Source organism: Bradyrhizobium sp. ORS 111 (assembly GCF_045571485.1).
Classification (GTDB): domain Bacteria; phylum Pseudomonadota; class Alphaproteobacteria; order Rhizobiales; family Xanthobacteraceae; genus Bradyrhizobium.
This window is the reverse complement of record NZ_CP120701.1, coordinates 675365-688683: the sequence shown is the minus strand read 5'-3', so window position 1 is coordinate 688683 and position 13319 is coordinate 675365. Positions and strand designations below refer to the sequence as shown.

Genomic DNA, 13319 nt, shown 5'->3' with positions numbered 1-13319 from the left:
CGATCATCGCCGTACCGCCGCACTTTGTCGCCACCTTTAATGCCGCATGTGTCGATCCGGCGCCCGCTCCCGAGGGCAGCCATGCAGCCGCGTTCATGGACAATTATCGGTCAATGTCTATTTTCAGCACGCCCTGCCGGGCAGTCACACAATGGGATTTTCTTTGAGATGGTCGACGTTCTGGCCGCACCGCAGCAAGCGAAAGCCGATAGCGCGCTCCGCACGCTGACGGGCATCTCGGTCGCCCACTGGGTCAGCCATTTCCATATCTTCGTGCTGCCGATGCTGTTTCCGTTCCTGAAGGAACAACTTGGCGTCGGCTATGTCGAGCTCGGCTTCGCGCTGACGGTGTTCGCGGTGGTTTCCGGTCTGACCCAGGCGCCGATCGGCTATCTCGCCGACCATATCGGGGCGCGCAAGATCCTGCTGATCGGGCTGACCGTCGGCGGCTGCGCGCTGATCGGGCTCGGCCTGCACCTCAGCTATTCCGCGCTGATCGTCTGCGCCGTGCTGCTCGGCCTTGCCAACAGCGTCTATCATCCCGCCGACTACGCCATCCTCTCGGCGCACATGGACGAGGCGCGGATGGGCCGGGCGTTCTCGATCCATACGTTTGCCGGCTTCCTCGGCGGCGCGGTGGCACCGGCGATCATGGCTGCACTGGTCGCATCGATCGGCGGCCTTGGCGCCTTGATCGTCGCCGGCGCGGTCGGCCCGCTGGTGGCGTTGTTTCTGATCGTGCTCGGCATCCCCGACGCACGCGCGAACAAGAACAAGATCAAGGACGACGCCGCGCCACAAGCCAGCGTGATCACGCCGGCGCTGATCGTGCTCACCGTCTTCTTCACGCTGCTCAGCCTGTCGACATCAGGCATCAACAATTTCGGCGTTGTCGCGCTGATGGGCGGCTATGGCGCATCGTTCTCGACCGCCAATGTCGCCCTGACCGCATTCCTCGGCGCCAGCGCCGCGGGCGTGCTCGCGGGCGGCTACCTCGCCGACTGGACCCACCGCCACAGCCAGGTCGCCGCGGCCTGCTTCGCGGTCAATGCTGCGCTGGTACTGCTGATCGCGCTGGTGAACATGCCCTCGGCGCTGCTGACACTGGCGATGGGGCTTGCCGGCTTCCTCGGCGGCGTGATTGCGCCGTCCCGCGACATGATGGTGCGCAACGCCGCACCATCAGGCGCCGCAGGCCGCGCGTTCGGCATCGTCTCCACCGGCTTCAACTTCGGCGGCATCGTGAGCCCGCTGCTGTTCGGCTGGATCATGGATCAGCACATGCCGCACTGGGTGTTCGGCGCCTCCGTGGTGTTCATGGTGCTGACCGTGCTGCTGGCGCTGGTCACCGAGCGCAAGCCGCAACCCTCGGAATATGCCGCCGAGGCGACGAGCCCGCGCGCCTGAGCGACGCATTCACTCCGATTGCCGCGACAGCACCTGCTTCAAGAGCGGCTCGATCCGCGACAGCTCGTCCAGGTGAGCGGCGGACAGTTTGGCGAGGTGCCCGGCCGCCAGGCCGGTGAGCTTCAATAGCACCCGCCGCTGATCGGCCGGATCGAGCACGCGCTCGACCAGCCCTGCCTCGGAAAGCCGGTCGACAAGCTCGACCGTGGTGTGGTGACGGAGCCGCAGCCGTTCGGCCAGATCGCCGATCGCCACCGGTCCGCCGCCCGGATAACCCCTGATCGCCAGCAAGGCCTGGTGCTGCCGTGGCGTCAGGCCTTCGGCCTTCGCCGCCTCCTGACTGAATTCCAGAAAGCACCGGATCAGGTAGCGAAATTGCGACAGCGCCTCGTAATCGGCCTGGCTCGGAACCCGTTTTCGGGTCCGGACAGCCGATTTCGGCGGATTTTTCGACGCTGCCATTCCATTTCTCCCGCTTGTAATTATATCGCAATGCGATATGAGGCCGCCCATTGTCAAAACTGATCCGAGCCTTCCGCCGTCCATGAGCGTTCTTTCCGCCAAATCGACCGTCCCCGCCAAGACCGCTCACCGTCTCGGTGACTTCACCACCGACCCGCGCGTCGTGGTGATCTCGGCCATCGCCGTCGTTGTTGCCTGTGCCGGCGTGATCGCCGGTGTCGGGCTGCTGCAACTGATCAGGCTTGCCACCAATATCGCCTATTTTGGCCAGTTCAGCTTCGCCGACCTGAAGCTGCAGGACTCGCCGCTCGGTCTCTGGGCCGTGCTGGTGCCGGTCGCGGGCGCGCTCATCATCGGCCTGATGGCGCGTTTCGGCAGCGAGAAAATCCGCGGACACGGCATTCCCGAGGCGATCGAGGCCATCCTGCTCGGCCGCTCCCGGCTGGACCCCAAAGTCGCCATCCTGAAGCCGTTGTCCTCGGCAGTGTCGATCGGCACTGGTGGCCCGTTCGGCGCCGAGGGCCCGATCATCATGACCGGCGGGGCGATCGGCTCCCTGATCGCGCAGATGCTCCCCGTCAGCGACAACGAGCGCAAGACCCTGCTGGTGGCGGGCGCCGCCGCCGGCATGACCACCGTGTTCGGCACGCCGATCGCCGCCATCATGCTCGCGGTCGAACTGTTGCTGTTCGAATGGACGCCGCGCAGCTTCATTCCCGTCACCGTCGCCGCCGTGGTCGCGGCGGTCGGACGCACCTTCCTCCACATGCCCGCACCGCTGTTCCCGTTCACCGGCAGCGTCGACATTTCGGTGATCCAGCTCGGCGCCTGGATGCTGATCGGTATTCTCGCCGGGCTCTTGTCGGGCGTGCTCACCCAGCTCGTCTACGGCTGCGAGGATTTCTTCCTGAAGCTGCCGATCCACTGGATGTGGTGGCCGATGATTGGCGGCCTGGTCGTCGGCCTCGGCGGCCTGATCGAGCCGCAGGCGCTCGGCGTCGGCTATGACAATCTTGCCGCCATGCTGCGCGGCGATGTGGTGCTGAAGGCCGCGTTGCTGCTGCTCGTGGTGAAGGCGGTCATCTGGTCGGTCGCGCTCGGCTCGGGCACGTCGGGTGGCGTGCTGGCGCCGCTGCTCATCATGGGCGGCGCGATGGGCACCGTGCTGAGCGGCTATCTGCCAGCCGCAAGTCCCGGCTTCTGGGCGCTGCTGGCGATGGCAGCGACGATGGGCGGCACCATGCGCTCGCCGCTAACCGCGACCTTCTTCGCCGTCGAGCTCACCGGCAACACCCACGTGCTGCTGCCGCTGATCGCGGCCTGCGGCACCGCCCATGGCGTGACGGTGCTGCTGATGCGGCGCTCGATCCTGACCGAGAAGGTGGCGCGGCGCGGCCATCATCTGGTGCGCGAGTATCGCGTCGATCCCTTCGCGCTGACACGTGTTCGCGACGTGATGACCAGCGCAGTCGAGACCGTCTCGGACACGATGACCCTGCACGGCGCCGCCGCCTTCCTGACCAATCCGAAGACCGGACACCCGAGCTTTCCCGTCGTCGATGCCAACCATCACGTGCTCGGGGTGATCGACCCGCCATCCGTGCTGCGCTGGCGCCGCGCCGGCAAGCATCGCACCGCGACGCTCAAGGAGCTCCTGGCGGGAAGCAAGATCAGCGTCGCCTATCCCGATGAATATCTTGATCGGCTCGCCGACCGCCTGATGCAGGTCAACGTCTCGCACCTGCCGGTGATCTCGCGCGAGGATCAGCGGCTTGTCGGCTACATCGGCTGGAAGGATTTGATGCGGGTGCGCGCCAGGCTGCAGGCGGAAGAGACCCAGAAGACAGCCTTCTTCGGCGCACGATAGGTCTGTACCAGCGTCCGCGGCGGAGGGCGTCCGCTGCCGCCGCGGAACAAATTTCCGTCGCACGGTCTCGCGCGATCTTCGCTGGCAAAACCCCGCCAGCGCATCCCAGAGCTTCATCGGCAGCGGTTGACAGCATCGGGGGGTCACCCATGATGCCGGCTAATCAAAAACAGCCACGGGATGAAATGCCATGACCTCGACCCCTGACCTCGTGATCCGCGGCGGGACCATCGCCGACGGCAAGGGCGGCGATCTCTACGAGGCCGATGTCGCCATCACCGGCGGCCGCATCGCCGAAGTCGGCACGGTGCAGGCCAAGGGCAAGGAGGAGATCGACGCCAAGGGCAAGCTGGTGACACCCGGTTTCGTCGATGTCCACACCCATTACGACGGTCAGGTGACCTGGAGCCAGGACATCACGCCGTCGTCGCAGAACGGCGTCACCACCGCGATCATGGGCAATTGCGGCGTCGGCTTTGCGCCGTGCCGGCCGAGCGATCACACCAGGCTGATCCAGTTGATGGAAGGCGTCGAGGATATCCCGGAGCCGGTGCTGAGCGCCGGCATTCCCTGGGAATGGGAGAGCTTCCCCGACTACATGGACTGGCTGTCGAAGCGCAATTTCGACATGGACATCGGCGCGCAGCTTCCGCATGCCGCGCTGCGCGTCTACGTGATGGGCGAGCGCGGCGCGCGCCGTGATCCCGCAACGGCTGAGGACAACAAGGCGATGGCGGCGCTTGCCGGCGATGCGGTGCGCGCAGGCGCGCTCGGCTTCTCGACCTCGCGCACGCTCAACCACCGCACCTCGACCGGCGACTACACGCCGACGCTGAAGGCGGGCGAGGATGAATTGACCGCGATCGCCGGCGCGATGCACGGCGTCGGCCGCAGCGTGCTGCAATTCGTGCTCGACCAGAGCACGGTTCACGAAGATCTGCCGATGATGCTGCGGGTCGCCGAAAAGACCAGATGCCCGATCTCGTTTTCCGTCGCCCAGGCCGACAAGGCGCCGCGGCGCTGGCGACAGACGATGGACACCATCAATGAAGCCGCCGCCCGCGGCCTGTCGATCACCACCCAGATCGCCGCGCGGCCTGTCGGCCTGCTGCTCGGGTTGGAATTGTCGCGCAACCCGTTCCAGACCCATCCAAGCTACCGCGAGATCGCCAAGCTGCCGCTGACCGAGCGGCTCACGCATCTGCGCCGGCCCGAGGTGCGCGCGGCGATCCTGAGCGAAAGCGCGACGGCGACCGACGATCCGCTGTTCTTCCGGCCGAACTACGACAAGATGTATCTGTTGGGCAATCCGCCGGACTACGAGCAGCCGCCGGAGAACGCGCTTGGCCCGCAGGCACGCCGACAGGGCCGACAGCCGGAAGAACTCGCTTATGACGCGATGCTGACGGACGACGGCCGCGGCATGCTCTATGTGCCGTTCCTGAACTATGCCGACGGCAATCTCGATGCCGTGCATGAGATGCTGCGTGAACCCAGCGCCGTGCCGGGATTGAGTGACGGCGGCGCGCATTGCGGCATCATCTGCGACGCCAGCTTCCCGACCTACCTGCTGACGCACTGGACGAGGGATCGCAGCCGCGGCGAGAAGCTGTCGATCCCGTTCGTGGTCGCGGCGCAGTCGCGCAAGACCGCGCTGTCGGTCGGCCTCCACGACCGCGGCGTGATCGCGCCCGGCTTCAAGGCCGACGTCAACGTGATCGACTACGACCGGCTGCATCTGCACCCGCCGAAGGTGCATTACGATCTGCCGGTCGGCGGCCGCCGCCTGATGCAGCAGGTCGACGGCTACGACGCCACCATTATCTCTGGCGTCATCACGCGGCGCGACGGCAAGGCCACCGGCGCCCGCCCCGGCAAGCTCGTGCGCGGCGCGCAGGGTTTGAATTGATCGCAGCGGAGATCAGCGCGTACCCTGACCTCCCCTTAAAAAGGGGAGGTCGCTTTGCTCGCCAGAGCAAAGCGGGTGGGGATCTGCTCTCTCCACATGCAAGCGTCGCCTGCGGCTGACCCCCATCCCGACCTTCCCCCTTTCAGGGGGAAGGAGAAGACGAATTCCTGACACATTTGCGGAGGACGCGACGCCGCTTACGTCGGCGACACCGCGCCCTTGATCGCGCCCGCCGGCTGAGACGAGCCCGTGAGCCGGGCACGCTCGGTGTTCGGCCACAACAGCAGCAGCCCGAGCACGCCGGAGCCGGCCATGATCGCGGCATTGATGGTGAAGCCTGTCATGTAGCCGGCCAGCGCGGCGCCGGAGTGCTGGATCACGTTGCCCATCACCATCGGCGCCAGGATACCCGAGATCGTGTACAGCGCGCCGTAGATCGCGATCACGGCGCCGCGCTGTGACACCGGCGTGAACTCGCCGAGCATCGGCGGGCAAACCACGTAGATCGACCCGCATAGACCGGAGCCGACGACCAGAAGCGCAATCATCAACGCGCCGGGCGCGACATGAGGCAGCAAGGCGAGGATGCAGCCGCCGACGACCAGCGGCACCGAACCCAGCACGCCGCGCGCGCCTCGGGTGGTGAAGCCGCGCGCCAGCATCAATTGCGAGATCCACCCGGTGAGGATCACGATCGTCGCGCCGAAGATCCAGGGCAGGATCGAGATGAAGCCGGCCTGCTGCTGCGAGAAGCCGAGCCCCTCGATGATGAAGGAGGTGAACCAGGTGAGCCCGAGCGACAGTGCCCAATAGGCGCCGAAGGTGGCGATGACGCAGCCGACGAAGGTGCGCGACGTCAGCAGCTTCCAGTAGGAAATCCGCGGCTCGTTGGCGGCCACCGCGGCGGTCGACACCAGCGGCCCCTCCTTGCCGAGCGCGAACCAGGCAACGGCCCACAGCAGGCCGACGATGCCGAGCGCACCGAAAGCGTGATGCCAACTGTGATTGACGATGATCCAGTTCAGCGCCGGCACCGCGAGGATCACGCCGAACGCGGAGCCTTGCGACAGGATCGCGGTCGGCAGTGTGCGCTTCTCATCCGGAAACCATTTGTAGATGGCGTGAGCGGCGACCGAGAAGGCCGGCCCCTCGCCGGCGCCGAGGATGATGCGGCAGATCACCAGCGTCGTGAAGCTGACGGTCCCGATCATCGGAAACTGCGCCAGGGCCCAGATCACGGCCAGGATGAGCAGCACCCAGCGCGTCGGAGCACGGTTGACGATGAAGCCGACCACGATCGCCGAGATCGAGAACAGCAGAAAGAAGGATGACCCGAGGGTGCCGAACTGCTCCTGGGTGAGGCCCATGTCGGTCTTGATCGGCACGCCGGCAAGCCCGACCACGATCTTGTCCGCAAAGTTCACCACCATGAACAGGAACAGAAGGAAGGTGATTTTCCAGGCGCCCTTGGGCGTATCCTTTGATATCCCCTTTGATATTCCCTTGGGCGTCGGTTGCATCGTCATGTCTGGCTCCCCGTATTTCGTTTGTCGGCTTCGTAAGATCGGCCTCTGCGGAAGATGCTAGCCATGCCTCGCCGGACAACGCAACACCGCATTTGCGCGGGAGCTGTAACCCGCGCGACGTGACGGTCCGCGGCCCACCTGTCACGTCCGGACATCGATCACGATCGCGTCGCCGCCCGATTGCACCGGTGATCTGTCATGGGGCGGCTGCTATGCTCGCCACAACCAACCCGAGGTCATGCCATGAACGGATCGATCCTCCGCCGCACCGCCGTCAACACCGCGCTCGCGGCTGCCGCACTGCTCATTGCGCAAGTTGCCCGCGCGGGAGACGTCCCGAGCCCGGATTATGCTGCGATCGTCGCCGCGCCCGATCGCACGGATGCGGACCGCCTGACCGATCAGCGCCGGCAGCCCGCCAAGATGCTCGCCTTCGCCGGGGTCAAGCCCGGCATGACGATCCTCGACATGGAGGCGAGCGCGGGCTACAGCACCGAGCTGCTGGCACGCACCGTCGGCCCCACCGGCAAGATCTACGCGCAGGACTCGGCCGACGTGATCGCGCAGCATGTGAAGGACAAGTTTGACACCCGCGCCCAGAAGCCGGCGATGAAGAACGTCGTGCATGTCGTACGCAACTATGACGACCCGATCCCGCCCGAGGTCTCGAACCTCGACATGATCACCTTCTTCTTTTCCTATCACGACATGACCTACATGCCGGTCGACCGTGCCGTCATGAACAAGAAGATGTTCGCCGCGCTGAAGCCCGGCGGCTTGCTCGTGATCGCGGATCATTCGGCCAAGTCGGGCGACGGCGCGAGCGTCGGCAAGACGCTGCACCGGATCGAGGAGGGCACGTTGAAGCAGGAGATCGAAGCTGCCGGCTTCAAACTGGTCGCCGAGGGCGATTTCCTGCATCATGCCGAAGACCCCAGGAACATGCCCGTCTTCAAGGCGTCGGTGCCGATCGACGAGTTCGTCCTGAAGTACCAGAAGCCGCAATGAGGCACGGCCATCGCTCCGCCCCAAAAGACCACCGGGCTGCTCCGCGTCAGCGGACTGACCAAGAGCTATCGCACGACGAGCGAGAACGTCGCTGTGCTCCGCGGCGTCGATCTGGCGGTGGCGACCGGCGAGAGCGTCGCGCTATCAGGCGAATCCGGTAGCGGCAAGAGCACGCTGCTGCATCTGATCGCGGGGCTCGATGCCGCCGACAGTGGCGAGATCAGGCTCGCCGACACGGTGGTCTCCGGGCTCAACGATGCCGGCCGCGCCGCGCTGCGCCGCGACCGGCTCGGCCTCGTGTTCCAACAATACAACCTGATCCCGAGCCTGACGGTTGCCGATAATCTCGTGTTCCAGTCGCGCATCGCCGGGCGCCACGACGCGGCATGGCACGAGGAGCTGGTCGAGCGGCTCGGCCTGAAATCCCTGCTCAGGCGTTATCCGGAGCAATTGTCCGGCGGTCAGCAGCAGCGCGTCGCGATCGGCCGGGCGCTGGCGCCGAAGCCGCTGTTGCTGCTCGCCGACGAGCCGACCGGCAATCTCGACGAGGAGACGGCCGACGAAGTGCTCGCGCTGGCGCGCGATCTCGTTGGTCGCACCGGCTGCGGCTTCCTGATGGTCACCCACAGCGCGCGGCTCGCCGCCACGCTGGACCGCCAGGTCACCTTGCACGCCGGGGTGATCGCATGACCAGAGCGTTTTCAAGCGAAGCGGGTACCGGTTCGCGTGAAGAAAACGCGTCGAGGCAAGGCCCTGGAGCCCCGTTCCGATTCAATCGGAACGGAAAAGGCTCCCGCGGGCTGTGGATCCTCGCCGTGCTGCTCAGCCACTGGCGACGGCATCCGATGCAGCTCGCGACCTTGCTGATCGGGTTGATCGCAGCGACCGCACTATGGAGTGGCGTGCAGGCGCTGAACCAGCAGGCGCGCAACGCTTATGACCGCGCCGCAGCGACCTTCGGCGGCTCGCGCACCGCAACGCTGGTCGGCAACGACAGCGCGACATTCCCGCAGAAGCTGTTCGTCGATTTGCGCCGCGCCGGCTGGCCGGTGTCGCCGATGCTGGAGGGCCGCGTCCAGATCGACGGACGCAGCTATCGCCTGCTCGGCGTCGAGCCGGTGACCTTGCCTGCCGAGGTCGGCAACGCGCCGGCCGTGGGCAAGGCCAGCCTGCAATCGTTCGTCACCCCGCCCGGCGAGATGCTGGTGGCGCCGGAGACATTGCGCGACCTTGACTTGACCGAGGGCGTGCGGCCGCAAGCGAACGGCATGAGCTTGCCGCCGTTACGCGTGCAGCCGGAGCTCGCGCCCGGCGTGCTGGTCGTCGATATCGGAATCGCGCAGGAGATCCTGAAGATGCCGGATCAGGTCTCGCGGTTGTTGGTCGGCAAGTTCACGATGCCACACGCGGCGCTGCAGAGCGTCACCGGTGACAAGCTCAAGCTGGTCGAGCCAAACGCGGAGACCGATCTCGAACGGCTGACCGACAGCTTCCACCTCAACCTCACCGCCTTCGGCCTGCTGTCGTTCTTCGTCGGCCTGTTCATCGTCAACTCCGCGATCGGGCTCGCCTTCGAGCAGCGGCTACCGATGCTGCGCACGCTGCGCGCCTGCGGGGTGTCGGCGCGGATGCTCAACACCGTGCTGGTCGTCGAGCTGGTGTCGCTTGCGCTGGCCGCCGGCCTGATCGGCCTGATCTGCGGCTATTTCATCGCCGCCGCGCTATTGCCCGACGTCGCCGCTTCCCTGCGCGGGCTCTATGGCGCGCAGATCCCGGGCCAGCTCTCGCTCAAGCCGGTTTGGTGGCTCGCCGGCATCGCGATCAGCATTCTGGGCGCGCTGGCCGCGGCCGCCGCGAGCCTGACCAAGGCGATCCGGATGCCGGTGCTTGCGTCGGCGCAACCGCAGGCCTGGCGGCAGGCGCAGCGGCGCTGGCTCATGCTCCAGAGCGCAGCGGCGATCGCGGTGTTTGCGGTGGCCGGCGGCCTGATCTGGTTCGGCGATTCCCTGCTCGCGGGCTTTGCCGTGCTCGCCGCGCTGATGCTCGGCGCTGCGCTGATCCTGCCGATGATCCTGGAGATCGCGCTCTCCCTTGGCGAGCGCAGCGCGCGGCGCCCGGTCGGCATCTGGTTCTGGGCCGACAGCCGCCAGCAATTGTCGGGACTGTCGCTGGCCTTGATGGCGCTGCTGCTCGCGCTCGCGGTCAATGTCGGCGTCGGCACCATGGTGGAGAGCTTCAGCCGTACCTTCCTGGTCTGGCTCGACGGCCGGCTCGCGGCCGACGTCTACATCAATGCCGCAAGCGATACGCAGGCGGCCAAGATCAAGGCCTGGCTGCGCGACCGTCCCGAGGTGGAGGCGATCCTGCCCGGCGGCCGCGCCGACACCCAGTTCGGCGGCGCGCCGATCGAGGTGCTCGGCCTGCCCGACCACGCGACCTATCGCGACAACTGGCCGCTGCTTGAGAGCACGGCGAATGCATGGATCCGATTGCGTCCCGGCGACGCCTGCCTCGTCAGCGAGCAGCTATCACGGCGGATGAAGCTGGCGATCGGCGACCGGATCTCGGTGCCCGCCCCCGGCGGCGACTGGCCGCTCGAGATCGTCGGCGTCTATGCCGACTACGGCAATCCCAAGGGCCAGATCGCGCTCAACTTCGCCGCATTGACGCGGCACTTCCCGCAGATTCCGATGACCCGCATCGGCCTGCGCGTCGCGCCGGGCAAGATCGCGCCGCTGATTGCAGCACTACAGCAGACGTTCGGCCTCGACGACCGCAACGTCGCCGACCAGGCGACGATGAAGGCGGAATCAAAACGGATCTTCAACCGCACCTTCTCGGTGACCGCGGCGCTCAACGCCTTCACGCTCGGAGTCGCCGGCGTGGCGCTGTTGACCAGCCTGCTCACGCTTGCCAATTCGCGGCTGCCGCAACTCGCCCCGCTGTGGGCGATCGGCCTGACGCGGCGACGGCTGGCGGCACTCGAACTGTTGAAGACCATGGCGGTGGCGCTGATCACCGCGCTGTTCGCGCTGCCGCTCGGGCTATTGGTGGCTTGGTGCCTGCTTGCGATCGTCAACGTCAAGGCGTTCGGCTGGCGGCTGCCGTTCCACGTGTTCCCGCTGCAACTCATCGAGCTGCTGGCGGTGGCGCTGGCCGCGGCGCTCTGTGCCGCGGCGCTGCCGGTCGCTAGACTGGCGCGCATGCAGCCGGCGAGCCTGATCAGGATCTTCGTCAATGAGCGCTGAGATCGGATGAGAGCAGGTTGCGGCCGCGAGGAGGCTATGTTCCCTCTCCCGCTTGCGGGGGAGGGTCAGGGTGGGGGTCTCACCACGAGTGATATTGTGGAGAGAGCCCCCACCCGTATCGCATCTTCGATGCGATACGGCCTCCCCGCAAGCGGGAGAGGCGAAGCGAGATTGCGGATGCGCCGATTCATTCGACATAGAGTCATCGCTAACCGCGCCGTCACACGCCGCGCCTTTGCCGGCGGCGCGCTGGCGCTCGGCCTTAGCGGCACGAGCCTGGCGCAGGGCTTTGCCGGACTCGGCGAGAGCGCTGATGGATTTGCCGCGGTCACGCCGGGCAAGCGGTTCATATTCCCGGCCGACCACGGACCGCATCCGGAGTTCCGGATCGAGTGGTGGTATGTGACCGCAAACCTGTCGGATACGAGCGGCGCAGGCTATGGCGTGCAGTGGACCTTGTTTCGCCAGGCCATGAAGCCGGGCGGACCAATCGAGGGCTGGGCCAATCAGCAGGTCTGGATGGGCCACGCGGCGGTGACCAGCGCCGCGACGCATCGCTTCGGCGAAAGCTTTGCCCGCGGCGGCATCGGCCAGGCCAATGTCGAGGCGACGCCGTTTCAGGCCTGGATCGACGCCTGGCAGATGCGCGGGCTCGACGGCTTCGATGCGCAGACCGTGGCACCGCTCGAAGTGAAGGCTGCGGCCAACGATTTCAGCTACGCGCTGCGGCTGCAGGCCGACCGGCCGCTGGTGCTGCAGGGCGACCACGGCTACAGCCGGAAATCGGATCGCGGCCAGGCCTCCTACTATTACAGCCAGCCGTTCTTCACCGTATCAGGCACCATCACCATCGACGGCAAGCCGATCGACGTCACCGGGCAGGCCTGGATGGACCGAGAATGGAGCAGCCAGCCATTGGCATCCGACCAGACCGGCTGGGACTGGTTCTCGCTGCATTTGCCCGGCAACGAGAAACTGATGCTGTACCGGCTGCGGCAGAAGGACGGCCGTGAAAACCTGCTCGGCAACTGGATCACATCCGACAGCCGCTCCGCCGAGATCGCCGCCGCCGGCAACAGCATCACTCCGACCGTCACGACCGAGATCGGCGGCCGCACCCTGCCGACCTCGTGGCGCGTCACCCTTCCCGCCCATGGGCTCGCCATCGATACCACGCCGCTCAATCCGAAGAGCTGGATGGGAACCAGCTTTCCCTATTGGGAGGGGCCGATCCGCTTTGCGGGCAGCCACGCCGGGCTGGGCTATCTCGAGATGACCGGCTACTAGGATCGGCGGTTGCGGCGCGGCTGTTCGAAAACGATGCTCTCGCGACCGTCGAAGCAAAAAATGGATTCCGCTGTCACACAGTCCCCCGCTGCCGCGTCATGCTATGGGGCCAACGGAATGAGAGGAAATGCCCGACATGTACCACTACACAGCCATCGTCACCTGCCTGGCCGTTGCGCTGCACTTCTTCTTTGCCACCCAGGTCGCACGCGCCCGCATCCGCTACGGCGTCAAGCTACCGGCGATCATGGGTGACCCGGATTTCGAGCGCATCTATCGCATCCAGATGAACACACTGGAATGGATGCCGATCTTCCTGCCGTCGCTGTGGCTGTTTGCGATCTATGTCGGCGATGCCGCAGCCGCGGCCGTCGGCGCGATCTGGGTGATCGGCCGCATCGTGTACTTCATCGGCTATCGCGAGGCGGTGGCCAAGCGCACCCCCGGCTTCGCCATCCAGGCGATCTCGGCGATCATTCTATGGGTCGGCGCGTTCGGCGGCGCGGTGTGGCGTGTGATTCACGGCTGACGCCACACATTCCGCTGTCGTCCCGGCGAACGCCGGGACCCATAACCACAGGCCGTAGTCATGGGCAATCTGATGG

At 66.2% G+C, this 13319-nt stretch carries 10 protein-coding genes; 8 read left to right on the top strand and 2 right to left on the bottom strand.

What is annotated here, in order from left to right; translation table 11 throughout:
* Positions 1 to 168: 168 nt before the first annotated feature.
* Entirely contained in the window at positions 169 to 1407 is a 1239-nt protein-coding gene (locus tag P6U30_RS03130) for an MFS transporter (RefSeq protein WP_407168086.1), read from the top strand.
* Between the two features lie 9 nt (positions 1408 to 1416).
* On the opposite strand, the gene P6U30_RS03125 is transcribed toward P6U30_RS03130, so the two are convergent.
* Positions 1417 to 1869, bottom strand: a complete 453-nt coding sequence (locus P6U30_RS03125) for a MarR family winged helix-turn-helix transcriptional regulator (protein WP_407168085.1) — start codon at positions 1867 to 1869, stop codon at positions 1417 to 1419.
* An 82-nt stretch (positions 1870 to 1951) separates the two neighbouring features.
* Here P6U30_RS03125 and P6U30_RS03120 point away from each other — a divergent pair, with 82 nt between their 5' ends.
* Together P6U30_RS03120 and P6U30_RS03115 are read left to right on the top strand one after the other, a co-directional pair.
* Complete coding sequence (locus tag P6U30_RS03120) at positions 1952 to 3736, top strand: chloride channel protein (RefSeq protein ID WP_407168084.1); 1785 nt, start codon at positions 1952 to 1954, stop codon at positions 3734 to 3736.
* A gap of 190 nt (positions 3737 to 3926) precedes the next feature.
* Complete coding sequence (locus P6U30_RS03115) at positions 3927 to 5645, top strand: amidohydrolase family protein (protein ID WP_407168083.1); 1719 nt, start codon at positions 3927 to 3929, stop codon at positions 5643 to 5645.
* Positions 5646 to 5842: 197 nt separating this feature from the next.
* Here P6U30_RS03115 and P6U30_RS03110 read toward each other — a convergent pair whose 3' ends face one another.
* On the bottom strand, positions 5843 to 7171 hold the full coding sequence (locus P6U30_RS03110) for an MFS transporter (protein WP_407168082.1): 1329 nt from the start codon (positions 7169 to 7171) through the stop codon (positions 5843 to 5845).
* Positions 7172 to 7414: 243 nt separating this feature from the next.
* Here P6U30_RS03110 and P6U30_RS03105 point away from each other — a divergent pair, with 243 nt between their 5' ends.
* The 5 genes from P6U30_RS03105 (at position 7415) to P6U30_RS03085 (ending at position 13243) form a co-directional block, all read left to right on the top strand.
* Positions 7415 to 8179, top strand: a complete 765-nt coding sequence (locus P6U30_RS03105) for a class I SAM-dependent methyltransferase (protein WP_407168081.1) — start codon at positions 7415 to 7417, stop codon at positions 8177 to 8179.
* Between the two features lie 36 nt (positions 8180 to 8215).
* The gene (locus P6U30_RS03100) at positions 8216 to 8869 is read left to right on the top strand and encodes an ABC transporter ATP-binding protein (protein ID WP_407170671.1); all 654 of its coding nucleotides are present in this window, start codon (positions 8216 to 8218) and stop codon (positions 8867 to 8869) included.
* Between the two features lie 155 nt (positions 8870 to 9024).
* Positions 9025 to 11427 (top strand): FtsX-like permease family protein, encoded by a 2403-nt coding sequence (locus P6U30_RS03095; RefSeq protein ID WP_407170670.1) that lies wholly within the window; start codon positions 9025 to 9027, stop codon positions 11425 to 11427.
* A 177-nt stretch (positions 11428 to 11604) separates the two neighbouring features.
* Positions 11605 to 12714: a lipocalin-like domain-containing protein gene (locus tag P6U30_RS03090; protein ID WP_407168080.1), complete on the top strand. Its 1110-nt coding sequence runs from the start codon at positions 11605 to 11607 to the stop codon at positions 12712 to 12714.
* Between the two features lie 136 nt (positions 12715 to 12850).
* Positions 12851 to 13243, top strand: a complete 393-nt coding sequence (locus P6U30_RS03085; RefSeq protein ID WP_407168079.1) for an MAPEG family protein — start codon at positions 12851 to 12853, stop codon at positions 13241 to 13243.
* The last annotated feature ends 76 nt before the right edge of the window (positions 13244 to 13319 follow it).